This window comes from Kutzneria buriramensis (genome assembly GCF_003387475.1).
GTDB classification, from domain to species: domain Bacteria; phylum Actinomycetota; class Actinomycetes; order Mycobacteriales; family Pseudonocardiaceae; genus Kutzneria; species Kutzneria buriramensis.
In genome coordinates, this window is record NZ_QUNO01000008.1 from 256,358 (window position 1) to 279,594 (window position 23,237).

26 protein-coding genes are annotated in these 23,237 nt (G+C 71.2%); 17 read left to right on the forward strand and 9 right to left on the reverse strand.

The features are described 5' to 3' along the window. Positions 1-25: 25 nt before the first annotated feature. From uvrC to BCF44_RS24610, 11 genes are all read left to right on the forward strand, one after another. Positions 26-1,969, forward strand: a complete 1,944-nt coding sequence (gene uvrC, locus BCF44_RS24560; protein ID WP_116176706.1) for an excinuclease ABC subunit UvrC — start codon at positions 26-28, stop codon at positions 1,967-1,969. Between the two features lie 109 nt (positions 1,970-2,078). Further along, entirely contained in the window at positions 2,079-2,936 is an 858-nt protein-coding gene (rapZ, locus tag BCF44_RS24565; RefSeq protein ID WP_116176892.1) for an RNase adapter RapZ, read from the forward strand. A gap of 35 nt (positions 2,937-2,971) precedes the next feature. Beyond that, complete coding sequence (locus tag BCF44_RS24570) at positions 2,972-3,931, forward strand: gluconeogenesis factor YvcK family protein (protein ID WP_116176893.1); 960 nt, start codon at positions 2,972-2,974, stop codon at positions 3,929-3,931. A gap of 22 nt (positions 3,932-3,953) precedes the next feature. Further along, positions 3,954-4,949: a DNA-binding protein WhiA gene (gene whiA / locus BCF44_RS24575; RefSeq protein ID WP_116176707.1), complete on the forward strand. Its 996-nt coding sequence runs from the start codon at positions 3,954-3,956 to the stop codon at positions 4,947-4,949. Between the two features lie 121 nt (positions 4,950-5,070). Continuing rightward, complete coding sequence (locus BCF44_RS24580; RefSeq protein ID WP_116176708.1) at positions 5,071-5,811, forward strand: Crp/Fnr family transcriptional regulator; 741 nt, start codon at positions 5,071-5,073, stop codon at positions 5,809-5,811. 25 nt (positions 5,812-5,836) lie between these two features. Next, positions 5,837-6,592: a hypothetical protein gene (locus BCF44_RS24585; protein ID WP_116176709.1), complete on the forward strand. Its 756-nt coding sequence runs from the start codon at positions 5,837-5,839 to the stop codon at positions 6,590-6,592. Positions 6,593-6,837: 245 nt separating this feature from the next. Continuing rightward, entirely contained in the window at positions 6,838-7,842 is a 1,005-nt protein-coding gene (gap, locus tag BCF44_RS24590; protein WP_116176710.1) for a type I glyceraldehyde-3-phosphate dehydrogenase, read from the forward strand. A gap of 14 nt (positions 7,843-7,856) precedes the next feature. Then, positions 7,857-9,062 (forward strand): phosphoglycerate kinase, encoded by a 1,206-nt coding sequence (locus BCF44_RS24595; RefSeq protein WP_116176711.1) that lies wholly within the window; start codon positions 7,857-7,859, stop codon positions 9,060-9,062. A gap of 1 nt (position 9,063) precedes the next feature. Continuing rightward, positions 9,064-9,849: a triose-phosphate isomerase gene (tpiA, locus tag BCF44_RS24600; RefSeq protein WP_116176712.1), complete on the forward strand. Its 786-nt coding sequence runs from the start codon at positions 9,064-9,066 to the stop codon at positions 9,847-9,849. A gap of 144 nt (positions 9,850-9,993) precedes the next feature. Continuing rightward, the gene (gene secG / locus BCF44_RS24605) at positions 9,994-10,227 is read left to right on the forward strand and encodes a preprotein translocase subunit SecG (protein WP_116176713.1); all 234 of its coding nucleotides are present in this window, start codon (positions 9,994-9,996) and stop codon (positions 10,225-10,227) included. A gap of 54 nt (positions 10,228-10,281) precedes the next feature. Then, positions 10,282-10,629, forward strand: a complete 348-nt coding sequence (locus tag BCF44_RS24610; RefSeq protein WP_116176714.1) for an RNA polymerase-binding protein RbpA — start codon at positions 10,282-10,284, stop codon at positions 10,627-10,629. A gap of 132 nt (positions 10,630-10,761) precedes the next feature. Here the strand turns inward: BCF44_RS24610 and BCF44_RS24615 are convergent, their stop codons facing one another. Together BCF44_RS24615 and BCF44_RS24620 are read right to left on the reverse strand one after the other, a co-directional pair. After that, a complete protein-coding gene (locus tag BCF44_RS24615; protein ID WP_246015501.1) occupies positions 10,762-12,081 on the reverse strand; it encodes a sensor histidine kinase in 1,320 nt (439 codons plus the stop codon). Positions 12,082-12,327: 246 nt separating this feature from the next. Beyond that, the gene (locus tag BCF44_RS24620; protein WP_246015502.1) at positions 12,328-13,512 is read right to left on the reverse strand and encodes an MFS transporter; all 1,185 of its coding nucleotides are present in this window, start codon (positions 13,510-13,512) and stop codon (positions 12,328-12,330) included. A gap of 54 nt (positions 13,513-13,566) precedes the next feature. Between BCF44_RS24620 and BCF44_RS24625 the strand changes: the two genes are divergently transcribed. Then, positions 13,567-14,082 (forward strand): ArsR/SmtB family transcription factor, encoded by a 516-nt coding sequence (locus BCF44_RS24625; protein ID WP_116176716.1) that lies wholly within the window; start codon positions 13,567-13,569, stop codon positions 14,080-14,082. Between the two features lies 1 nt (position 14,083). On the opposite strand, the gene BCF44_RS24630 is transcribed toward BCF44_RS24625, so the two are convergent. Further along, on the reverse strand, positions 14,084-14,665 hold the full coding sequence (locus BCF44_RS24630) for a hypothetical protein (RefSeq protein WP_116176717.1): 582 nt from the start codon (positions 14,663-14,665) through the stop codon (positions 14,084-14,086). Between the two features lie 14 nt (positions 14,666-14,679). On the opposite strand from BCF44_RS24630, the gene BCF44_RS24635 reads away from it, so the two are divergent. After that, a complete protein-coding gene (locus tag BCF44_RS24635; RefSeq protein ID WP_116176718.1) occupies positions 14,680-15,063 on the forward strand; it encodes a hypothetical protein in 384 nt (127 codons plus the stop codon). On the opposite strand, the gene BCF44_RS24640 is transcribed toward BCF44_RS24635, so the two are convergent. From BCF44_RS24640 to BCF44_RS24655, 4 genes are all read right to left on the reverse strand, one after another. After that, positions 15,060-15,905, reverse strand: a complete 846-nt coding sequence (locus BCF44_RS24640) for a carbon-nitrogen hydrolase family protein (RefSeq protein WP_246015504.1) — start codon at positions 15,903-15,905, stop codon at positions 15,060-15,062. The two genes, BCF44_RS24635 and BCF44_RS24640, sit on opposite strands and share 4 nt — an antisense overlap. A gap of 281 nt (positions 15,906-16,186) precedes the next feature. After that, on the reverse strand, positions 16,187-17,140 hold the full coding sequence (locus BCF44_RS24645; RefSeq protein ID WP_116176720.1) for an NAD(P)-dependent alcohol dehydrogenase: 954 nt from the start codon (positions 17,138-17,140) through the stop codon (positions 16,187-16,189). Then, a complete protein-coding gene (locus tag BCF44_RS24650; RefSeq protein ID WP_116176721.1) occupies positions 17,137-17,364 on the reverse strand; it encodes a helix-turn-helix transcriptional regulator in 228 nt (75 codons plus the stop codon). Before BCF44_RS24650 ends, BCF44_RS24645 begins: the two co-directional genes overlap by 4 nt. After that, positions 17,358-17,783, reverse strand: a complete 426-nt coding sequence (locus BCF44_RS24655) for a hypothetical protein (RefSeq protein WP_246015506.1) — start codon at positions 17,781-17,783, stop codon at positions 17,358-17,360. The genes BCF44_RS24650 and BCF44_RS24655 overlap by 7 nt, the downstream gene beginning before the upstream one ends. Before the next feature lie 98 nt (positions 17,784-17,881). Between BCF44_RS24655 and BCF44_RS24660 the strand changes: the two genes are divergently transcribed. Both BCF44_RS24660 and BCF44_RS24665 read left to right on the forward strand, forming a co-directional pair. Next, positions 17,882-18,442: a DUF6939 family protein gene (locus BCF44_RS24660; protein ID WP_116176723.1), complete on the forward strand. Its 561-nt coding sequence runs from the start codon at positions 17,882-17,884 to the stop codon at positions 18,440-18,442. A gap of 12 nt (positions 18,443-18,454) precedes the next feature. Beyond that, positions 18,455-18,820 carry an RNA-binding S4 domain-containing protein gene (locus BCF44_RS24665; RefSeq protein ID WP_116176724.1) on the forward strand — a complete coding sequence of 122 codons (366 nt, stop codon included), beginning with the start codon at positions 18,455-18,457 and terminating at the stop codon, positions 18,818-18,820. 6 nt (positions 18,821-18,826) lie between these two features. On the opposite strand, the gene BCF44_RS24670 is transcribed toward BCF44_RS24665, so the two are convergent. Continuing rightward, on the reverse strand, positions 18,827-19,576 hold the full coding sequence (locus tag BCF44_RS24670) for an alpha/beta fold hydrolase (RefSeq protein ID WP_116176725.1): 750 nt from the start codon (positions 19,574-19,576) through the stop codon (positions 18,827-18,829). Between the two features lie 86 nt (positions 19,577-19,662). Between BCF44_RS24670 and BCF44_RS24675 the strand changes: the two genes are divergently transcribed. Beyond that, a complete protein-coding gene (locus tag BCF44_RS24675) occupies positions 19,663-21,192 on the forward strand; it encodes a DUF4419 domain-containing protein (RefSeq protein WP_116176726.1) in 1,530 nt (509 codons plus the stop codon). On the opposite strand, the gene BCF44_RS24680 is transcribed toward BCF44_RS24675, so the two are convergent. Beyond that, entirely contained in the window at positions 21,178-22,020 is an 843-nt protein-coding gene (locus BCF44_RS24680) for a GNAT family N-acetyltransferase (protein ID WP_116176727.1), read from the reverse strand. The genes BCF44_RS24675 and BCF44_RS24680 overlap by 15 nt on opposite strands. A 68-nt stretch (positions 22,021-22,088) precedes the next feature. Between BCF44_RS24680 and BCF44_RS24685 the strand changes: the two genes are divergently transcribed. Continuing rightward, the gene (locus BCF44_RS24685) at positions 22,089-23,237 is read left to right on the forward strand and encodes a glycosyltransferase (RefSeq protein WP_116176728.1); all 1,149 of its coding nucleotides are present in this window, start codon (positions 22,089-22,091) and stop codon (positions 23,235-23,237) included.

Below are 23,237 nucleotides of genomic sequence, written 5' to 3' on the forward strand. Positions count from 1 at the left end.
CGGACCACGGCCGTAGTCTTGACGGGTGGCCGACCCGTCGACCTATCGCCCAGCACCAGGCACGATCCCCGACAACCCTGGCGTGTACAAGTTCCGCGACCAGCACCGCCGGGTGATCTACGTCGGCAAGGCCAAGAGCCTCCGCAGTCGCCTGTCCTCGTACTTCGCCGACGTGACGACGCTGCATCCGCGCACCGCGCAGATGGTGACGACGGCGGCCAGCGTCGAGTGGACGGTGGTGGCGACCGAGGTCGAGGCGCTCCAGCTGGAGTACTCCTGGATCAAGGAGTTCGACCCCCGCTTCAACGTCCGCTACCGCGACGACAAGTCGTACCCGGTGCTGGCGGTGACGCTGCACGAGGAATTCCCGCGCCTGCACGTGTATCGCGGCCCCCGGCGCAAGGGCGTGCGCTACTTCGGCCCGTACTCGCACGCGTGGGCCATCCGGGAGACGCTGGACCTGTTGCTGCGGGTGTTCCCGGCGCGGACGTGCTCGAACGGCGTGTTCAAGCGGCACGGCCAGATCGGCCGCCCCTGCCTGCTGGGCTATATCGACAAGTGCTCGGCCCCGTGCGTGGGCAAGGTGACCGCGGACGAACACCGGGAGATCGTCGAGGACTTCTGCGACTTCCTCGCGGGCAAGACGGACGGCCTGATCAAGCGGCTCGAACGGGAGATGCTGGCGGCGTCGGAGGAGCTGGAGTTCGAGCGGGCGGCGCGACTGCGCGACGACCTGAACGCGGCGCGGATGGCGCTGGAGAAGCAGGCGGTCGTGCTCGGCGACGGCACCGATGCGGACGTGGTGGCGTTCGCGCAGGACGAGCTGGAGGCTGCGGTCCAGGTGTTCCACGTGCGCGGCGGCCGGGTTCGAGGCCAGCGCGGCTGGGTGGTGGACAAGGTCGAGGAGACCGACACCGCCGGCCTGGTGGACCAGTTCCTCAGCCAGTTCTACGGCGACCAGGCCGACATGGCCGAAGACGCCGAGCAGACGGGCAGCGCGGTGCCGCGCGAGGTGCTGGTGCCGGAGCTGCCGGACGACGCGGAGGCGATCACCGACTGGTTGTCCGGGTTGCGAGGTTCCCGCGTGCAGCTGCGCATCCCGCAGCGCGGCGACAAGCGCGCGCTGATGGAAACGGTGCAGCGCAACGCCAAGGAGGCGTTCGCCCAGCACAAGCTGCGCCGCGCGGGCGACCTGACGGCCCGGTCGGCGGCGTTGCAGGAGCTCCAGGACGCGCTCGGCCTGGACACCGCGCCGCTGCGCATCGAGTGCACGGACGTCAGCCACGTGCAGGGCACGGACGTGGTGGCGTCGCTGGTGGTCTTCGAGGACGGCCTGGCCCGCAAGTCGGAGTACCGCCGGTTCGCGATCCGCGAGGGCGCGGAGGGCGGCGACGTGGGCTCGATCGCCGAGGTGGTCCGCCGCCGGTTCGCGCGCTACCAGCAGGAGGCCGCCGGCGCGGTGGATCCGGACCGTCCCGGCATCGATCCGGAGACCGGTCGCCCGCGTAAGTTCGCGTATCCGCCGAACCTGTTGGTGGTGGACGGCGGCGCGCCGCAGGTCGCCGTCGCCGCGGACGTGCTGGCCGAGCTCGGCGTCACCGACGTCGCGGTGATCGGCCTGGCCAAGCGCCTGGAGGAGGTGTGGGTCCCCGGTGAACCCGATCCGGTGATTCTGCCCCGCACCAGCGAGGCGCTGTACCTGTTGCAGCGCGTGCGGGACGAGGCTCACCGCTTCGCGATCTCCTACCACCGGCAGAAGCGCGGCCAGCGGATGACGACCTCGGAGCTGGACCAGGTGCCGGGCCTGGGGCAGACCCGCAAGGCCGCGCTGCTCAAGCACTTCGGGTCGGTGCGCAAGCTGCGTGAGGCCACCGTGGATGAGATCAGCGGGGTGCCCGGCGTCGGCCGGCGCACCGCCGAAGCCGTGCACGCCACCCTGGCGAGTGCCGGGAAGGAAAGGGAAAAGTAGTGAGTGAGCTTGCGAACGCACCATTGAGCGCAGTAGTGCTTGCACTCGCGAGCGCGCCGAGCGCCAGCGAGGTGCGCTCGTGAGTGCACCCGCCAACAGCAAGTCGGGTATCGAAGTCGCCGTCGTGACGGGGCTGTCCGGCGCCGGCCGCAGCACCGCCGCGAAGTGCCTGGAGGACCTGGGCTGGTTCGTCGTGGACAACCTGCCGCCGGAGCTGATCGCCACCATGGTGGAGCTGGGGGCGCAGGCCCGCGGCGCGATCACCCGCGTCGCCGTGGTGATGGACGTCCGCAGCCGCGCCTTCACCGACGACCTGGCCGCGATCATCAAGGACCTGGACGCCCGCGGCTACAAGCCCCGCGTGCTGTTCCTGGAGGCCACCGACGACGTGCTGGTGCGCCGCTTCGAGTCGGTCCGCCGAGGCCACCCGATGCAGGGTGACGGCCGGCTGGCCGACGGCATCGCCGCCGAGCGGATGCTGCTGACCCCGCTGCGCGAGGCGGCCGACCTGGTGCTGGACACCAGCGCGCTGTCCGTGCACCAGCTGCGGGCCAAGATCGAGGACACGTTCGGCTCGGAGACCAGCGCCCGCACCCGGGTCACGGTGCTCTCCTTCGGCTACAAGTACGGCCTGCCGATGGACGCCGACCTGGTGATGGACGTGCGCTTCCTGCCCAACCCGTTCTGGATCCCGGAGCTGCGCGAGCAGACCGGCCTGGACGCGGACGTGCGCAACTACGTGCTGAGCCAGGAGGGCGCGGAGGAGTTCCTGGACCGCTACCACGAGCTGCTCAAGCTGATCGGCGCCGGCTACCGGCGGGAGGGAAAGCGCTACCTGACGTTGGCGGTGGGCTGCACCGGTGGTAAGCACCGGAGCGTGGCAATATCCGAAGAACTTTCAGGACTGCTGTCGACGGAGGACGGGATGACGGTGAAGGTCGTGCACCGGGACCTGGGTCGCGAGTGATCCCCGTGCAGCCCGCCGGCGCGCATGACCAGCCCCTGCGAGCCGTCGCCCTCGGCGGCGGCCACGGATTGCAGGCGACGCTGCGTGCCCTTCGACTGCTGACGCCGGACGTGACGGCCGTGGTGACCGTCGCCGACGACGGCGGATCCTCCGGCCGCCTCCGCCGCGAGCTCGGCCTGCTGCCGCCCGGCGACCTGCGCAAGGCGCTGGCCGCGCTGGCCGCCGAGGACGACGCCGGCCGGATGTGGAGCGAGGTGTTCCAGCACCGGTTCGGCGGCAACGGGGCGCTGGCCGGGCACGCCGTGGGCAACCTGCTGATCGCCGGCCTGCTGGAGACGCTCGGCGATCCGGTCGCGGTGCTGGACGAGGTGGCGCGGCTGATGGGCCTGCGCGGCCGGGTGTTACCGATGTGCAATGTTCCGCTGGACATCGAGGCGGACGTCACGGGACTCGACGAGGACGTCACCGCCGTTCGCCGGATCAGGGGACAGGTGGCGGTCGCCACCACACCCGGTCAGGTACAGCGGATCCGGTTGCGGGCCGACCGCAACGGTCCGCCGACGGCGTGCCCGCAGGCCGTCCAGGCGGTGCTCGACGCGGACGTCGTGCTGCTCGGACCTGGATCTTGGTTCACCAGCGTGCTGCCGCACCTGCTCGTGCCGGAGCTGCACGAGGCGTTGGTGGACACGGCGGCGTGCAAGGTCGTCGTCCTAAACCTGGTCCCCCAACCAGGTGAGACCGCCGGTTTCTCCCCCGAACGCCACTTGGACGTACTCTGCCAACACGCACCGAGACTGCGGGTGGACGCCGTGGTGGCCGACGTGGACTCGGTGCCGACCCCGGAGCGGCTGCGCACTGCGGCGGCCTCCCTGGGGGCGACCGCGCACCTGTCGACCGTGACGGCCGGCGGCGCCGCCGACCGGCACGATCCGGCGGCGCTGGCGCTGAGCCTCCGGGACGCGCTGCAACTGCACGGACTGCACGACCGAGTGTGAGTAGAAGCGGAGGGCACCACCCGTGGCGATGACCGGCGCGGTCAAGGACGAGCTGAGCCGGCTGGCCGTGGCCAAGACCTGTTGCCGTCGGGCCGAGGTCTCCTCGCTGCTGCGGTTCGCCGGCGGGCTGCACATCGTCGCCGGGCGGGTCGTCGTGGAGGCCGAGCTGGACACCGGCGCGGCCGCGCGCCGGCTGCGCAAGGAGATCCACGACCTGTTCGGGCACCACTCGGACGTGCACGTGCTGACCTCTGGCGGGCTGCGCAAGGGCACCCGGTGGGTGGTGCGGGTGGTCAAGGACGGCGAGGGCCTGGCCCGCCAGACCGGGCTGCTGGACCCGCGCGGCCGGCCCGTGCGGGGGTTGCCGGCGCCGGTGGTGTCCGGCGGCACCTGCGACTCCGAGGCGGCCTGGCGCGGCGCCTTCCTGGCCCACGGCTCGCTGACGGAACCGGGGCGCTCCAGCGCGCTGGAGGTGACCTGCCCGGGCCCGGAGGCCGCGCTGGCGCTGGTCGGCGCCGCCCGGCGGATGGGCATCCAGGCCAAGTCCCGGGAGGTGCGCGGCGCCGACCGCGTCGTCGTCCGGGACGGCGACGCCATCGGCGCCCTGCTGACCCGGTTGGGCGCGCACGACTCCGTGATGGCGTGGGAGGAGCGGCGGATGCGCCGCGAGGTCCGGGCCACCGCCAACCGCCTGGCCAACTTCGACGACGCCAACCTGCGCCGGTCCGCCCGCGCCGCCGTCGCCGCGGCCGCCCGCGTGGAGCGGGCGCTGGACATCCTCGGCCCGTCCGCGCCGAACCACCTGGTCACCGCCGGCCGGCTGCGGCTGAGCAACCGGCAGGCGTCGCTGGAGGAGCTGGGACAGCTGTCCGAGCCGCCGATGACCAAGGACGCCGTCGCCGGCCGGATCCGCCGCCTGCTGGCCATGGCCGACAAGCGGGCGCACGAGATGGGCGTGCCCGACACCGAGTCGGCCGTGACGCCGGAGATGCTGGAGGCCGAGGAGGCCGACGTCTGAGCGGGCCCGCCGCTCCCCGGTCCTTGCCCCGGCAAACAGTCGGCTGCCACCCGATCCAGACCTTGCTGCCGAGCGCCGGTGCCGCGACCATGGCTGCGCTCGTCGCTGAGGGGAACGTGACATGACCGAGGACCGGTTAGCCGATCAGGTCCGCGCCCTGCTCCGGAACGCGGGTCGGACCAGGCCGTTCCGCCGGGGCGACGTGCTGATCGCCGAGGGCGCGCCGAGCGACGAGGTGCTGCTGATCGAGTCCGGCAAGGTCAAGGTGGTGCTGCACGGCGCGAACGGGGCCGACTCGATCCTGGGCTTCTACGGCGCGGGCGAGCTGATGGGGGAGATGGGGGTGATGGGCGACCGGCCGCGCAGCGCGGACGTGATCGCCCGGACCCCGGGCGTCGCGCTGCACGTGGAGGCGCACACCTTCCGGAACCTGTTGCGGGAGCATCCGTCCCTGTTCGCGTTCGTCAGCGACGTGCTGAGCACCCGGCTGTTCCAGGCCGATCAGCGGCAGCGGCTGCACGCGTCGTTCGAGGTGTCGGTGCGGGTGGCGCGGCAGCTGCTGAGCTGGGCGCTGTCCAGCGGCGAGCCGGCGGCCGGCGGCGGGTTGCGGGTGAAGGGCCTGACCCAGCTGGAGATCGCGCAGTTCGTGACGGCGTCGGCCAAGACGGTCGACCACGTGCTCAAGCAGCTGCGCGGCGACCGGCTGCTGGAGACGGGGCGGCGCAGCTACCTGCTGCCCGACCCGCAGCTGCTGGAGCGCTGCCTCGCCGACCCGGACTGGCGGCCGGGTCGCGGCGATGTCTCCCGGTTTTCCGGGAGACCGGAGGACTTCGCGCCGCGAGACTCCACACGTGCGTGCTGACCCTGAGCCAGTTGGAGGCCTCCACGTGACCACCGCCGCCGAATTCCGCACGCTGCTGGGCGTGGATGTGATCGAGTCCGCCAGCACCGCCCCGCACCTGCTGCCGCAGGTCACGACCGTGCTCGAGACGCTGCTGGCCGGCGGCATGGACGCCGCGGGCGTGCCGCGCGACGACGCCGTGGACGCGCAGTACACCGGCGACGGCTGGCTCTACGCCTTCCCGAGCGCGCTGCTGGGGCAGGCCGTCGACCTGGGGCCCGCGCTGGCCCCGATCGTCGCCGAGCACAACAAGTGGAACAAGCTGGAGCTGCGGCTGCGGCTGGCCGTCGAGGTGGGGCCGCTGCCCGACGGGCAGGGCTTCCACCCGTCCAACATCGCCCGCGCCCGGCTGCTGGAGGCGCCCGCGTTCAAGGCGCTGGCCCGCCGCTGCATGGCCGAGCGGCCGGACGGCTCGATGAGCACCGCGATCATCGTCTCCGACGCCGTCTACCAGAGCGTCTTCCGTCACGACTGGGCCAGGCACGCGCGGCCGACGGACTTCGCCGAGCTGGCCGTGACCAACAAGGAGTTCACCGCTCGCGCCTGGGTCGCGGTGCCGGGTTTCGACGCCCGTACTCTGGCCGCCTTCATCGCCGAGGACCTCCCGCAGGCTTCTGCACCGGTCGAGGAGACGGATGCCACGCGGCCGGGCCCGGTGACGAGCGTCATGAACGCCGGCGAGAACTACGGTGTCCAGGCTCACGTCATCAACGGCGGTGTCGTCCAGAACCACCGCCGTTGATGACGGTCGCATTTGACGCACATGTGGCCCCGGACATCGGATCCGGCGCGAAGCGAGGGGCATGGTCTGGACCAATAAAGAGGGCCGCCTAGCCCGAACGGAGCAGCCTCGGCTGGCTCGATCAAGAAAGCTGCCATACCACTGTGACCAGCGCTACTTCGTAACGCTAGTGTTGCCGGCAGGCAGCGTCGCCGCATCTACTGGGCTCCGGCATTCGACCGGTTCGAGTTTCGAGGAGACACACCGTGACGGTTCGCGTAGGTGTCAACGGCTTCGGCCGCATCGGCCGCAACTTCTTCAGGGCGGTCAAGGCCAGCGGGCACGACATCGAGATCGTGGCCTTCAACGACCTGGGTGACGTCGCGACCATGGCGCACCTGCTGAAGTACGACTCCATCCTGGGCCGCTTCCCGGGTGAGGTGGCGCTGCACGACGAGGGCATCCAGGTCGACGGCACGGTCATCAAGGCGCTGGCCGAGCGCGACCCGGGCAAGCTGCCCTGGAAGGACCTCGGCGTGGACGTCGTGGTCGAGTCGACCGGCTTCTTCACCGACGCCGCGGCCGCCCGCAAGCACGTCGACGAGGGCGGCGCCAAGAAGGTCATCATCTCCGCCCCGGCCAAGGGCGAGGACCTGACCGTGGTGCTCGGCGCCAACGACGACCAGTACGACGGCTCGCAGACCGTCATCTCGAACGCCTCCTGCACCACCAACTGCCTCGCCCCGCTGGCCAAGGTGCTGCACGACGCGTTCACCATCGAGCGTGGCCTGATGACCACCATCCACGCCTACACGCAGGACCAGAACCTCCAGGACGCGCCGCACAAGGACCTGCGCCGCGCCCGCGCCGCCGCGCTGAACATCGTGCCGACCTCCACCGGCGCCGCCAAGGCGATCGGCCTGGTGCTGCCGGAGCTGAAGGGCAAGCTGGACGGCTACGCGCTGCGCGTGCCGGTGCCGACCGGCTCGGCCACCGACCTGACCGTCACCGTCGGCCGCGAGGTCACCGTGGACGAGGTCAACGCCGCGTACAAGGCCGCCGCCGAGGGCGCGCTGTCGAAGTACCTGCGCTACAACGAGGACCCGATCGTGTCCGCGGACATCGTCACCGACCCGGCGTCCTGCATCTACGACGCGCCGCTGACCAAGGTCATCGGCAACCAGGTCAAGGTCGTCGGCTGGTACGACAACGAGTGGGGCTACTCCAACCGCCTCGCCGACCTGGTCGCGCTGGTCGCCTCGAAGCTCTGAGAGGGCAACCGCAAGTGAAGACTCTCGACGACCTGATCGCCGAGGGCGTGCAGGGTCGGCACGTCTTGGTGCGTGCCGACCTCAACGTCCCGCTGGACGGCGACAAGATCACTGACGACGGCCGCATCCGGGCGTTCCTGCCCACCGCCAAGCGCCTCAGCGAGGCCGGCGCGCGGGTCGTCGTCACCGCCCACCTGGGCCGCCCCAAGGGCGAGCCGGACGCCAAGTACTCGCTCGCCCCCGCCGCCGCCCGGCTGGGCGAGCTGCTGGGCGCCGAGGTCGCGCTCGCCGCCGACGTCGTCGGCGACTCGGCCCGGTCCGTGGTCGGGGCGCTCACCGACGGCGGTGTGGCGCTGCTGGAGAACATCCGGTTCGACCCGCGCGAGACCAGCAAGGACGCCGCCGAGCGCGAGGCGCTCGCCGACGACCTGGTGTCGCTGGTCGGCGACAAGGCCGCCTTCGTCTCCGACGGCTTCGGTGTCGTGCACCGCAAGCAGGCGTCGGTCTACGACGTGGCCGCCAAGCTGCCGCACTACGCCGGCGGCCTGGTGCTGGCCGAGGTCGAGGTGCTGCGCAAGCTCACCGAAGACACCGCTCGGCCGTATGTCGTCGTCCTCGGCGGCGCGAAGGTGTCCGACAAGCTCGGCGTCATCGCGAACCTGCTGACCAAGGTCGACCGGCTGCTCATCGGCGGCGGCATGGCGTACACCTTCCTCAAGGCCCAGGGCCACGAGGTCGGCAACTCGCTGCTCCAGGCCGACCAGCTCGACCAGGTCAGGGGCTTCCTGGCCGAGGCCGAGAAGCGCGGCGTCGAGCTGGTGCTGCCGGTCGACGTGCTGGCCGCGACGACCTTCGCCGAGGACGCGCCGTACGAGGTCGTGCCCACCGACGCGATCCCGGCCGACCGCGAGGGCCTGGACATCGGCCCGAAGACCCGCGAGCTGTTCGCGAGCAAGCTCGCGGACGCGAAGACGGTGTTCTGGAACGGGCCGATGGGCGTGTTCGAGTTCGCGGCATTCGCCGGCGGCACCCGTGCCGTCGCGCAGGCGCTGGTCGCCTCCGACGCGTTCACCGTGGTCGGCGGCGGCGACTCGGCCGCGGCCGTGCGCCAGCTGGGTCTGCCCGAGGACGGCTTCTCGCACATCTCCACCGGCGGCGGCGCGTCGCTGGAGTACCTGGAGGGCAAGGAGCTCCCGGGCGTGAAGGTGTTGGAGGACTGAGATGGCACGGCTTCCGCTGATCGCGGGCAACTGGAAGATGAACCTCAACCACCTCGAGGCCATCGCCCTGACCCAGAAGATCGCCTTCTCGCTGCCGGAGAAGTACTTCGCCAAGGTCGAGGTGGCGGTGCTGCCGCCGTTCATCTCGCTGCGCAGCGTGCAGACCCTGGTCGACGGGGACAAGCTGCTGCTCAAGTACGGCGCGCAGGACCTGTCCCAGCACGACTCGGGCGCCTACACCGGCGACGTGTCCGGGGCGCAGCTGGCCAAGCTGGGCTGCACCTACGTGGTGGTCGGGCACTCCGAGCGGCGCGAGTACCACAACGAGGACGACGAGCTGGTCAACCGCAAGGTCAAGGCCGCGCTCAAGCACGGGCTCACGCCGATCCTGTGCGTCGGCGAGAAGCTGGAGGTCCGGGAGGCCGACGGCCACCTGGAGCACTGCAACACCCAGCTGATCGCCGGCCTGAAGGGCCTCAAGGCCGAGCAGGTGGCGAAGGTGGTGATCGCCTACGAGCCGGTGTGGGCGATCGGCACCGGCAAGGTGGCCACCCCGTCGGACGCGCAGGAGGTCTGCGGGTCGATCCGGGCCGCCATCGCCGAGAAGTACGGCCAGGAGGTCGCCGACACCGTCCGCGTGCTCTACGGCGGCTCGGTGAAGTCCGGCAGCATCGCCGACCTGGTGAAGCAGCCCGACATCGACGGCGGCCTGGTCGGCGGGGCGAGCCTGGACGGCGACGAGTTCGCCAAGCTGTGCGCGCTCGCGGCCGGCGGGCCGCTGCCGTAGATCGTTGTCGCAGGTCGGGGCCCCGGCGCTGGCGCGGCGGGGCCCCGGTGCGTTTTCCGTGACCGCGCCTTTCCGGACCGTGCTCCGAAGCCGGGGCCGGAACAGGTAACCTGTAGCGTCTATACGCCTTACAGCGAGGGTGAGATGAACCTGTTCCTGCAGATCCTGTTGATCGTCGCCAGCCTGCTGCTGATCCTGCTGGTGCTGCTGCACCGCGGCCGGGGTGGCGGTCTGTCCTCGCTGTTCGGCGGCGGCATGCAGTCGAGCCTGTCCGGTTCCAGTGTGGTCGAGAAGAACCTGGACCGGATCACCCTGTTCGTCGCCGCGATCTGGGTGATCGCCATTCTCGGCATCGGCCTGCTGGCCAAGCTCGGCTGAGCACCGCGTCCAACTGGGGTTGTTCAACCACGTCCTGTGGGAGTGTGAGGGTCGATGACTGGCGGTAACGCGATCCGCGGTACCCGAGTCGGATCGGGCCCGATGGGCGAGTCGGAGCGCGGCGAGTCCGCGCCCCGGCATCGGGTGTCGTACTGGTGCGCCAACGGCCACGAGTCCCGCCCGTCGTTCGCCCTGGAGGCCGAGGAGCCGGAGTCGTGGGACTGCCCGCGGTGCGGGCTGCCCGCCGGGCGGGATGAGAAGGCCCCGCCGGCGCCACCGCGCAACGAGCCGTACAAGACGCATCTGGCGTACGTGAAGGAGCGGCGCTCCGACGCGGACGGCGAGGCGATCCTGGCCGAGGCGCTGGCCAAGCTCCGGGCCCAGCGCGAGGGCGAGTTCTAGCACCCTCAGCGCGATCCGATGTGAACGCGAAAAGCCGCCTTGCTCCCGAATTCGAGGGCAAGGCGGCTTTTGCTGCTCGTAGCGGCGGAGGTTGGGAGGGATACCCGCGCCGGCGTCCCTCCCAACCGCCTTCTACGCGTGCTGGGGAGCCTGCGGCGCCGCCACCCCGGGCAGGGCGAGCGGGAACCGTGAGGTCACCACGAACCCACCGTCCCGACTCGGCTCGGCGTGACAGCTGCCTCCCAGCAGCTCGGCCCGTTCGGAGAGTCCGACCAGGCCATGGCCGCCAGAGGGCAGGGCAGGGGTCCGCTGTCCTCGGGGCCGTCCGTTGCGCACCCGCACCACCAGCTCGTCCTCGCCCAGCTGGACGAGCACGGACACGGCGGCCGACGGGGCGTGCTTTCCCACATTGGTCAGTGCTTCTTGCACGGTCCGGTACGCGGCGGCCGACACCGGGGCGGGGATCGCCTCGATGTCGCCGTCGACGTTGAGCGTGACGGCCAGGCCGCAGTCGGAGACCAGGCGGCGCAGGTCGGTCAGGTCGGGGCGGCCGTCGTCGTCGCCGGCGGTGCGCAGCACACCCACGAGCTGGCGCAGCTCCTCCAGCGTCTTGGTGGACAGCCGGCGGATGGTGTTGGCGATCTCGCGCGACTCGGCGTCGGTCACGGTCATCTTGAGCGCGCCGGCCTGCATGGCGATGAGGGTGACCTGGTGCGACACCACGTCGTGCATCTCGCGGGCCAGCCGGGTGCGTTCCTCCAGGCGGATGGCCTCGGCCTGTAGCTGCTGCTTGCGCTCGCGGGTGGCGGCGAGCTCGGTGACCCGGCGGACCAGCTCCTTGCGGGTGGTGACGAGCAGGCCCAGCGCCAGCGGCATGCCGGCGTCGACCACGGCCCACAGCAGGTTCTCCACCTGGTGCGCCCAGTCCTGGGCGAAGAACTCGTCGAGCGGCCACACCACGAACCGGCACAGCATCATCAGCACCGCGCCGGCCATCGTCTGCCAGCGCCAGGCCTGCTTCTTGGCCAGCGTGTAGAGCCCGATCATGCCGGCGAGCTGGGACCAGCCGGCGAGGTAGCCGGGCACCGTGGCCAGCAGCACGAGGAACGGGAAGCGGCGGCGCAGCACCAGCGCGAGGCAGGCGACGCCGGACAGGATGTACGAGTAGAGCTCGGCGTCCTTGGGGACCACCAGCAGCACGTCCAGCAGCCCCAGCGCGATGGCGCCGACGTCGCTGAGCGGGCCGCTGTGGCGGCGCAGGAAGCGCACCGCGCGGTCGCGGAGCTCGCGGGTGGGCGCCGGCTCGTGCAGGACGGTGCTGACGAGGTCGGCCGCTTCGGCGCCGCTCATCGGCTCGCCGGGCCAGATCCTGTCGTCGTTGTCGCGCTGGGCCGGCACACCGACCGGGGGCATGTCGGGACCGTTCACGGCGTGGCGCGGCCGGTTCGGCACGGCTCCGTCCTCCTCGGGCAGGGCGAGTGAGTCTTGTGCTCTTAGACAGTCCTAACACTCGTTCGGGACGCGCCGTCCGAAACTTGTGTGCAGATGCACACGCCGGGTGCTCGTCCCGTCACCCCATGTATCCACTGACCTGCGGATTTGCCGGGAGGCTAGCACGTTTCGTCACACGCCGTATCGACCGAGATACCTGTTAACGGTGTTCAGAGCCAGCCGAAAAGACCAGACCTTCGGCGGTTGTCAGATCCGGTCAACCGAGTCCGGAGTGTCACCGGCCAACCGGATCAGGCCCGGCAGGGCGAGCAGCGGCAGCAGCGCGACCACCGCGAACACCGGCCGCAGGCCCAGCAGGTCGGCCAGAACTCCGCCGAGCGCAGCACCCAGCGGTTTCGTGCCCCAGCCGACGAGCCGGTGCGCGCTGTTGAGCCGGCCGAGCAGGTGGTCCGGTGTGAGGCGCTGGCGCAGCGACACCATCACGATGTTGGTCACCATTACGCCGACACCGCTGGTGAACAGCGCGATGCCGACGGCGACCGGATCGGTGGTCACGGTCGGCGTCGCGATGGTCACAGCACCGACCAGATAGGAGATCCACAGCGCCCGGGACCGGCCCAGCGCGCGCTCGATCCGTTCGGCCAGCACCGAGCCGACCAGGCTGCCCACGGCCGTGCCGGTGAGCAACACGCCGTAGGCCTGCTCGGACAGACCCATCGGGCCCTTCGGGGCGACCGCGTAGAGCACGAGCATCGTGAACGCGGCGCTGGTGGCGAGGTTGAACAGGCCGACCGAGACGGTGAACGTGCGCAGCACCGGATGCCGCCACAGGAACCGCAGACCCTCGGCGATGTCGGCCCTGATCGTGCTGGGCTCGGATCGTTCGACCCGGTAGCGGCCGGGCAGCGTCGCGAGGACGGCCACGGAGGCGGCCCAGAGTGCGATTGGCGCACCGAATGCGGCCATGGTGGCAAGGCCGACGAGCAGCCCGGCCAGCGGCGGCCCGGCGAACTCGTTGGCCATCAGCTCGACCGCGTACAGGCGGCCGTTGGCTCGCGGCAGCTGATCGCGGCCGACGAGCTGCGGCACGATCGACTGCGCCGACGTGTCGTAGATCGTCTCCGTGACGCCGACACAGAGCGCGACCGCGTAGAGCGCCCAGATGGAGGGGGCGCCCAGCAGCACGATCAGCAGGGCGCCCCGGATCGCGTTGGCGACCAGCATCGCCCGCTTGCGGTCCAGCCGGTCGACCAGCGCGCCCGCCGGCAGCGCGCACACCAGCCAAGGCAGTGTGAACGCCACGCCCAGGCCGGCGATCAGCGTGGGGGAGCGGGTCAGGCCGGCCGCGATCAGCGGCACGGCCACCTTGAGCACGCCGTCGGCCAGGTTCGACAACCCGTCCGAAATCCACAGTCGCCAGTACGGGGTCACCGATGGAGTATCTCCCATCGATGGGGAAAACTCCATCGATGTAGGCTGTCCACCATGGCTCTGCCGCATCGTGACGCCTCCGACCGTGAGGCGAAGGCCCTGGCCCATCCGCTGCGGCTGCGCATCCTGCGGCTGTGCTGGCAGCAGGAGCTGACCAACAAGCAGCTGGCCGAGCGGCTCGACCGGGATCCCGGCACGGTGCTGTACCACGTGCGGCAGCTGGTCGCCGCCGGGCTGCTGGAGCAGGCACCGGTGCGCAGCGGCGACAGCGGGGCGTTGGAGAAGCCGTACCGGTCGAAGGCGCGCTCGTGGTGGCTCGACGACCAGCCCGGCACCGGCGCGGACGCCGCGTTCGCGCCTGTCGAGGCGCTACAGCACGAGCTACGGGCCGCCGGTCCCGAGTCGGTGCGGACCTTCGTCCGATTCGCGCTCCACCTGTCGGCCTCGGATGCGGCGGAGCTCGACCGTCGGCTGATGGCGCTGCTGGACGAGTACACCACCGGCGACGATCAGCGCGCGGACCAGCCGGCCTACGGCGGCATCGTGGTCCTGCACCGGCTGGCCGACTGAGTCAGACGAAGTCGTACGCCACCGCGAATTCGTCGGCCCACGGCTCGTCCTGGTCGCGCTCGAACGCCGTCAACAGCCGGTCGCGAACCTCGCTCCGATGAGCCCAGTCGTCGGTTGTCGTCAGGACGTAAGCCGCCAGATGCCGGTCCGGCGCCGAACCCGGTGGCCACGATTCGAGGAAACGGTCCGGATTGGGCACCGCCCGCAGGAAGGTCGGCACGTCGTGGAACGCGCCCAGGTTCGGCGGGAAATCCGCCAGTAGCTGCCGCCAGACCACGTCCAGGAAACGCGCGACCGCCTGCCGCTCGTGCTCGGGCCAGCTGGGCGCGACCTTGCCGAGGACGATGCTTGGGTCGAGTTCGTCGCCGGTGACGAGGTTCCGGAGCAGCGTCGGCAGGAGGGCCTTCACGTCGGCCTCGGCGCCGACGGTGTTGCCCAACCGGATCGTCAGGGAGAACAGGTCGTGGTCCTCGACCCGGACATCGCCGACACAGTGCGGGCAGCCCTCCAGTACCGCCCGCCGTGGGTAGCCGGCGAACGTCGCCTCGACGTCGTCAATCGCCTTCGCCAGCGCGGGATCCATGGTGACATTGTGGGATGAGGTCGGTGCTGCTGCTCGTACCCCTCCTGTTCCTCGTGGCCTGCGGGCGCTGCAACCTGCCGATGATTCCGTCGCCCGGCATCGGGTTGAACGCCGCGGCCTGGTTCGCGACCCATCCCGGCGACACGCTGCATGCCTGTGTCGGCGAACGCTGCCAGTCCGTCACCAAGGCCGACGCGAAACGCCCCGTGCAGTTGATGATCCCGGCCAGGGCCGACCCGTCGGCGACGATGCGGCTCACCGTCACCGACGGGTCGGGTTTGACCGTGCGCCGTGACTTCGCCCCGGTGCAGCACTCCGTTGACGGTGCGTGCGGCACCGTGACGTGGTGGGAGACGCCCGCCACGCTGACCGGCGACGGGCGTCTCCAACCCGGCTAGAAGCCGGCCCTGTCCTCGCTGCGCGGGTCGTCGCGGATGAGGTGCGGCTCGTAGACGCCGTCGCGGGCGGTGCGCCGCCACGGCCGGGCCAGGTTCTCCGCGTTGCCGTCGATGTCCGCGACGGCGATCGGCTCGTCGCCGGTGCGGGCCAGCCACTCGCCGGCCGGCGAGAGGACGCCGGCCGAGGTGTCGGCGGCGTAGCCGACCCAGTAGCTGTTGGTCGCGGCATGGGCCTGCGCCTCGGTGGCGAACACCTCGGTCGGGGCGGCGGTCGCGAACAGCACGACGTCCACGTCGAGGCGCTCGTACTCCAGGAACAGCTCCGGGAAGTGCGCCTCCATGCCCAGCGCCAGCCCGATCCGCACGCCGTCGACCTCGAAGGTCACCGGCGCCGATCCCGGCGTGTACATGAAGCTGACCTTGGTGTTGGACAGCATCCGCTCGTCGTAGCGGGTGACGACCTCGCCCTTGTCGGACAGCACGTACAGGCTGTTGTGCGGGCGGTTCGGCGGCGTCAGCCGGTGCACGGCGCCGACCACCGTCCACAGCCCCAGCTCCCGGGCCAGGTCGGCGATCCGGCCCAGCTCGTCGCGCAGCACGTCCCACTCGACCAGGCCCCAGTCGGCCGGACCCACGCGGTTCGGGTCCGCCGACATGATCCGCTTGTGCGGGGAGCAGGTGGCGCCCTCCGGGAACACCACCAGCCGCGCGCCCGCCGCGTAGGCGTCACGCATCAGCCGGCGGATCTCCCGCCCGCTCTCCCGCAGCAGTTCGGCGTCCCGCGGATCCTGGCGCAGCGTGGTGCGCGCCGCCGCGAGCCGCAGGGTCTTCGTCTTCGGCATCTCGTCTCCCGATGTCCGACGGAAGTGCCGAAGCGCGGTCGTGTAGGACTGCCCGGTCCTGGCCGCTCGGGCCCGGACCCGGCGCTTGAAGTTCCCTCTGGCGGTCACGTCTCGGCCTTCCACGTCCCGGACCGGCGATCCCCCAGCGACGCACGCGCCCGGAACGGACGGCTTCGGACGACGACCCGAGACAGGAAGTCCCTTTGCCTCCGCGGGGAGCCGGGCTGGGGCCGGCTCGTGGAGGTTGGGCGTGGGCCACGCCGTGCGAACCGTAGCACGGGCTACGGCGTGACGACGACCTTGCCGCGGGCCTGCCCGGACCGCACGTGGCGGATGGCGGCAACGGCGTCGCTGAGCGGGAAAGTGCGGTCGACGGCGGGCGTGACGGCGCCGTCCTCGATCAGCCGGCGCAGCTCGCGCAGGTCTTCGGCTCGCGCGGTGGCGAACAGGCCGCGGAGTTGCTGGCCGACGAAGGGGGAGAGGAGGGCCGCGCGCAGGGTTCGGGCGACGCCGCCGACGAACCGGCCGCCGCCCTCGCCGCCGACGATGATCAGGGTGCCCTTGGGCGTGAGGTGTTGGCGTAGCTGGGAAAGCGGCCGGTCGCCGGCGGTGTCGAGGATGACGTCGTACCGGCCGGTGAGCGGTTCCCGCTTGTAGTCGACGACGTCGTCCGCGCCGAGGGATCGGACCAGCTCGGTCTTGGCGGTGCTGCACAGACCGGTGACGTGCGCGCCGAGAGCCTTGGCCAACTGCACCGCGTAGGTGCCGACCCCGCCGCCGGCGCCGATGACCAGAGCACGCTGTCCGGGGTGGACGGTGCGAAGTCCTTGTAGGGCAGTGCATGCCGACACCGGAACGGCGGCGGCCTGCTCGAAGGTCAGGTTCGACGGCTTCGGCACGACCCGGGTGGCCGCGGTGACGGCGTACTCGGCGAACGAACCGTTGGCGGTGCCGAAAACCTCGTCACCGGGACGGAATTCGGTGACACCGGGGCCGATTTCCTCGATGACACCGGCAAGATCGAGCCCGGGCACGGGTCTTTTGGGTCTGCGTAAACCGTAGCCCATCAACCGGATCAGGTACGGCTCGCCGCTGGTGAGGTGCCAGATGCTCGGGTCGACGCCGGCGGCGCGGACCCGTACCAGCACCTGTCCGGGGCCGGGCGCGGGCCGCTCGACGTCGTCGAACCGCAGCACGTCCAGCGGGCCGTAGCCGTCGCGGACGATCGCCTTCATGGGGATTCTCCTTCCGGGTACTGGAAAACGTCGTCGAGCGGGACGCCGAACACGCGGGCGATCTGGAACGCCACCTCCAGCGAGGGCGAGTACCGGCCCTGCTCGATCGCGATCACGGTCTGCCGGGTGACGCCGATCCGGTCGCCCAGCTCGGCCTGCGTCATCTCGCCCGCGGCGAAGCGCAGCGCCCGGATCGAGTTGGTCACCCTGGTCGGCTTCACCACGTCTGGAACCCCCGGCGGTAGCCGACGATCCGGGCCACCGAGCCCAGCACCGCCGACAGCGTGAACGCCAGGTAGATGGCATTGGCGATCCAGAACTGGTCCAGCCGGAAGATGGCCAGGAACATCGCCAGCACGCCGCCGACCACCACGAACGACTGGCCGATCCGGTCGCCGAACCGCCCGATCTCCCGGTCGCGCTGGTCCCGCTTGCTGTCCCGCGGCGACGCGATCGACACCGCGATGTTCAGCACGATCGTCGCCACGATCGACCCGCCGGTGATCCACAGCAGCGTGGCCGCGTACGGCGCCGCGGTCAGCGGCCCGGGGCCCGATCTGCTCAGTACCAGCACGGCGTAGGCCGCGTAGGCGGCCACCGACACCACCAGCATGATCCACGCGCGCTTCTCTTCGTACGCCACGGCTCTGCCCTCCCTCGACGGCATCGAATGTAAAGAATCTCAGACACGATGTCAGACATTCTTAACACGCTGTCGGGCCCCTTCGGCACCATGTCCGGGTGATCGTTGAGGTGGCGAGCAAGCGGCGGAGAACCCCGTTCCCGGCGGACGTGGCAGTGGTGGACGTGACCTCGCGCGGGCCGGAACCGTGGGTGCGGCTGAGCCCGTTCTACCCGCACGGCGGCATCCCGGTGCCGCTGTCGCCGGGCGAGGTCGGGACGTCCGTCGAGGGCATCTGGCAGGCGCTCAAGGTCTTCGCCGAGGCGGACGTGGACGTGTCGAAGCTGACTGTCGCGAGGATGTCCGGTCTCAAGAGGACGGTCCGCAGGTTCGGGCCGGTGCTGGGACATCGGGACGGGCTGCGGGGGAGCGGGCTGCTGGACTACGAGACCGCGCGGCGGCGGATCTACCTGCCGGCCTACCGGTGGGTGCTGGACAACTGCGTGTCGGACGTGCTGGAGGAGTTACGTGAGCTCGGCGCCGAGCGGCCGTTGGTGCTGCTGGACTACACGACGAACGGCGACGTCGCGAACCTGGCCACGCCGCTGTCACACGCGGCGCTGGTCGCGCGGCACCTGACGGGGCGCTGGGACGACTCGAAAACCGTTGCGGGCCGATGACATAGTGGGGAGGTGGAGTCCACCCGAGTGGACCGCTGGCTCTGGGCGGTCCGGCTGACGAAGACCCGCCCGGACGCCGCGGCGGCGTGCCGGGGCGGTCACGTGCGCGTGAACGACAAGCCCGCGAAGCCGGCGACCACCGTGTCGCCCGGTGACGAGGTGCGCGCCCGGGTCGGCGACAAGACGAAGGTCGTCGAGGTCGTGCGGGTGATCCAGAAGCGGGTAGGCGCCGCGGACGCCGCGACGTGCTTCATCGACCGCACGCCCGCGCCCCCGCCGGAGGCCGCGATCCCGGTTGCCCGCCGCGAGCGGGGAGCCGGCCGGCCCACCAAGCGGGAGCGGCGCGTGCTGGACAAGTTCCGGTTCGGCCAGTTCTAGTCGGCTTTAGTCAAGGAAGTCGGCGAGGATCGGCAGCAGCAGGTCGGCGCGGCGGGTGACCGTCATGTGGGTGGTGTTCGGCAGCACCGCGAGGTGCGAGCCGGGGATCAGCTGCTTCATGAGGCCGCCGTGCTCGATGGTGACGAAGTCGTGGTCGCCCATCACCAGCAGGGTCGGCGCGGTGATGCCGGCCAGTTGGTTGTCGCTCCAGCCCTGGAGGTCGGCGTTGGACGCGGACAGCGTCGCCATGAACTTCTCGAAGTTCTCGGGGTGCGGCGACAGGCGCTGGTAGGCGTCCCGCATGGCGGCGAAGTCCTCGGCCGTCGGCATCCGCGTCGACGTGGCGTGCTTGGACGGGTCCATCAGGTCCTCGTGCATGCCGTCCGTCCGCACGCTGGCCGAGATCGGCACCATCGAGAGCAGCCGGTCCGGGTGGCTCACGGCCAGTTCGAGCGCGACCGCCGCGCCCATGCTGTGTCCGAGCACGTGCGCCCGGTCGATGGCGAGGTGGTCCAGCAGCGCGACGACGTCGCCGGCCAGGGCCGCAGGGGTGATCGACCGGTCGATGTCGGCGGTTCGGCCGTGGCCCTGGAGTTCGACGCCGATCACCTGGTGGCGCTGCGCCAGCGTGGGGATCAGGCCGGCGAAGTTCAGGTCGATGGTCAGCAAGCCGCCGTGCAGCAGGACCAGCGGGGCGCCGGCCTCGCCGTGCCGCTCGTAGTACATGTGCAGGCCGTTCACGTCCGCGTAGCCCATGGCCGTTTCCTCTCAGCGCAACCCGTGTTGTCACCACTGCGTCGAACGGGGGATCACCGCGATCGACACCACCCTAGAGTTTTTTCGTGACGACTTTCCGCGTCGACGACGTGCGGCCGCCGACCGAGCCGCTGCCCACCCGGCGCCTGGCCGACGTCTACGACGACGTGCTGGCGCTCGGCGGTGACCCGGACACGCCGCTGATCGAGCCGGACGGCGTGCACCCGCTGCTCGACGCGGTGTCCCGGGCGTTCGCGGACCACCGGACGCTGGTGCTGTCGCCGGACGCGATCTGGCTGACCATCGCCCAGGGCGTCGCCCAGCACGTCCGGCTCAACGCCGAGGAGCTGCGGCCGAAGCTGGTCGGGCATGCCGGCCGGGAGGCACTCACGCTGTCGGTGCCCAGCCTGCCGGCCGACCCCGAGGTCTGGCATGACCTGATCGAGGAGTTCGGCAAGGAGGTGGCCAGCCGGGCCGCGGGGGCCGACCTGTTCGAGTGCGACTTCACCACCAGCACGAGCGTGGAGCGGACGGCCGGCCGGATAGTGCTGCTCGACGGCTACTCGCCGTACTTCTCGTACTGGCTGAAGTTCGTCTGCGGCATCCCGAGGATCACGCTGACCGGCACGGTCGAGGACTGGCGCAAGATCCGGTCGAAAATGGACCGGCTGCCCGAGTTTGGGCTGGAGAAGTGGGTCCGGTCGCTGGCGCCGATCGCCGACGAGTTCGTGCGGGCGGCCGACGGCGACCCGAACCTCTGGTTCTGGCAGCGCATCTACAACCCGGCCGACGCCTACGGCGGGAAACTGATCACCGGCTGGATCGCGCGGTTCTACCCCTACCTCCGCTACAACGGCGTCGCCGACAACCCGAATCCCCTGCTCGACCTGCCGATCGGCGAGCCGCGCAATGTGGTCGTCGACCGACACGGCGGGGCCGACTGCCCGTCGATCCGGACCGACTACGTGCCGGCCACCCTGTCCCAGGCGGTGGTGCGGATCAACAACCCGGTGGCCCGCGAGAACAAGTCGGTTGCGCTGCATGCCGGCCTGGTCGGCGTCACCCAGAGCCCCAACTGGGAACTGAAGCCGATCGCCGGCTGGTACGTCACCGAGGCGACCCCGGAGATGGGCCCGGTGCTGGACCGGATCCTCCGCGAGCACGAGACCACCCCGGCGGTCCGGCCGCCAGTCGAGGCCCGCCTGTGGACCGCGTCCGCCGAGGTCGTCGAGCTCTACGAGCGGATCGGCTCGGCCACCGCCGTGGACGGCCGATGGCGGATCGTGCCGTTGGCCGAATACCGCAGGGCCTACGACGTGGACGCCCGGCCAGGGCTCGCCGGTTTTGTCGAACTGGCCGACGGGCGGCACATCGCGATGGTGTTCGGCTCCCAGGGCTTCCATTGGGTGCTGTGCCGGTTCGAGCCGGCAGACCTGCCGCTGGAGGTGGCCGGTCAGGCCCGCCGATGCCGGCTGGCCGGGAGCCGGAGCGACATGCCGGTGTTGGGTGACTCACTGGCGGTGATCCTGGACGTCATCCTCGACGGCGACGACCCCGCCCGGCTGGAGACCTGCCGGTTGTCCGAGCTCGACGTGCGGAACTCATGGGGCGAGTAGCAGGATCGCCCGGGTGTAGAGCAGGTCGAAGCCGCGGCCCTGGAGGTTCTGCTGCGACTTGGTGCCGGGGCCGGTCGTGACGGTGGCGATGTCGCAGCCGGCTTCGAGCGCGCCGGTCAGGCGCGCGGCGATCAGCGCGGACTGGACGCCGCGGCGGCGGTAGGCCGGAACCGTGGCGGCGCCGGCGAAGTGGGCGATGCCTTCGCTCATGCGAACGGCGCCGGTGCCGATCGGGACGCCGTCGATCAGGGCGAGGTAGCGGAGGGTGTCGGCGGCGGTCTCCATGTCGTTGACGGCGTTGCGCAGCACGTCGCGGGGGAAGTCCTCCTCGGCGGCGTTGCCCTGGGTGTCGGGCTCGTCGATGGCCTCCATCAGCAGGTCGAGGGTGGCATCCCGCTCGTCGTCCCGGCGGAGCCGGACCTCGATGCCGGGCGGCGGCTCGGGCACGCTCAGACCGTCCAGCGCTGCGCCGAGGACGTTCTCGTAGAACGAGAGACGGTAGCCGCGGCCGGTCAGCAGTTCGCCGACGGCCGGATCGGCGAGGTTCGGCAGCTCGACGCCGACGGGCGCGCCGAGCTCGTGGAACGCCTTCTCGACCTCGGCCAGCTCGTCCGCGGCCGGGACGCCGGCGAAGCCGAGGCCCGCCACCTTGTTGAACGGGGAGCCGGCCTCGGCGTAGCTGGCGATGCCGCCGGCGATCGGCCGGACGAAGCCATCCCGGCCGCCGGGGCGGGTGCGGGCCGCCGCGCTCGCCTTGGCGACCAGTTCCGCCTCGACGCGTTCGATCCGTTCGGCCAGGTCCGTGCCGCAGAACAGTGGTTTCCTCATGGTGCTCCGCAGTCTCGTGAGCGGCGTGGCCGCGCGGCAAACGGTTTTCGTGTGGGAGTCTGCTGCACGTGCGAGTGGCCGTCGTCGCTGGGCCGGATGCCGGTCACGTCTTCCCCGCGGTCGCGCTGTGCCTGCGGTTCGCCGCGGCCGGCGACGAGCCGTTCCTGTTCACCGACGATCGGTGGCGCGACGCCGCGGTCGCCGCCGGGGTGCAGGTGCCCGAACTGCCGTGGCTGGCGTTGCGGCACGAGGCCGACATCGGGCGTTGGCTGTACGGGCAGGCCGCCGAGCTGGCGCGGGACCTCGTGCCGAGCCTCGCGGCCGTGCGGCCCGACCTGGTCGTCTCGGACGTGCTGGCGACCTGTGGCGGCATGGCGGCCGAGCTGTCCGGGCTGCCGTGGGTCGAGCTGTCGCCGCATCCGCTCTACCAGCCGTCTCGCGGCCTGCCGCCGATCGGCAGCGGCCTTGCTCCCGGCGTCGGCGTTCGTGGTCGCCTGCGTGACGCCGTGCTGCGCCTCGCCACCGCCCGTTCGCTGCGACAAGGTGATCAGCAACGTACGGCCGCCCGGGTCGGAATCGGTTTGCCGGCAACGGATCCCGGGCCTGCGGCACGGTTGATCGCCACCCTGCCGGCACTGGAGGTGCCCCGCCCGGACTGGCCGTCGAACGCGCACGTGATCGGCCCGCTGCTGTGGGATCCGATGCCGACCGGACTCGTGCCGCCGCCGGGGGAGGAGCCGCTGGTGATCGTCGCGCCGTCCACGGCGACCGGTGGAGCCGCCGACCTGCTGGCCACAACCCTTGCGGCGCTTGATGATCTGGGCGTGCAGGCCGCCGTCTCCACCTTCCAGCCGCCTGGAGACGGGCTGCCGCCGTGGGCGAGGGCCGGCGCCGGCGGCCAGGACGACCTGCTGCGGCAGGCCTCCGTCGTGGTGTGCGGCGCTGGGCATGGCTTGCTGGCCAAGGCATTGCTCGCCGGCGTTCCTGTCGTCGCAGTGCCCGGCGGTGGCGACCAATGGGAGCTCGCCAACCGCGCCGCCCGCCAGGGCAGTGCCGTCATCGTCCGTCCACCGTCCGTGGCGGACATTCGCGGCGCGGTGGAGTTGGTGCTTCGCGACGGGCGCTTCGCGGCGGCTGCCGCCGACGCGGCGAAGACCGTCACCGAGGTAAGTGATCCAATTGTGGTGTGCCGGACGGTGATCGGGGAGGCACGATGA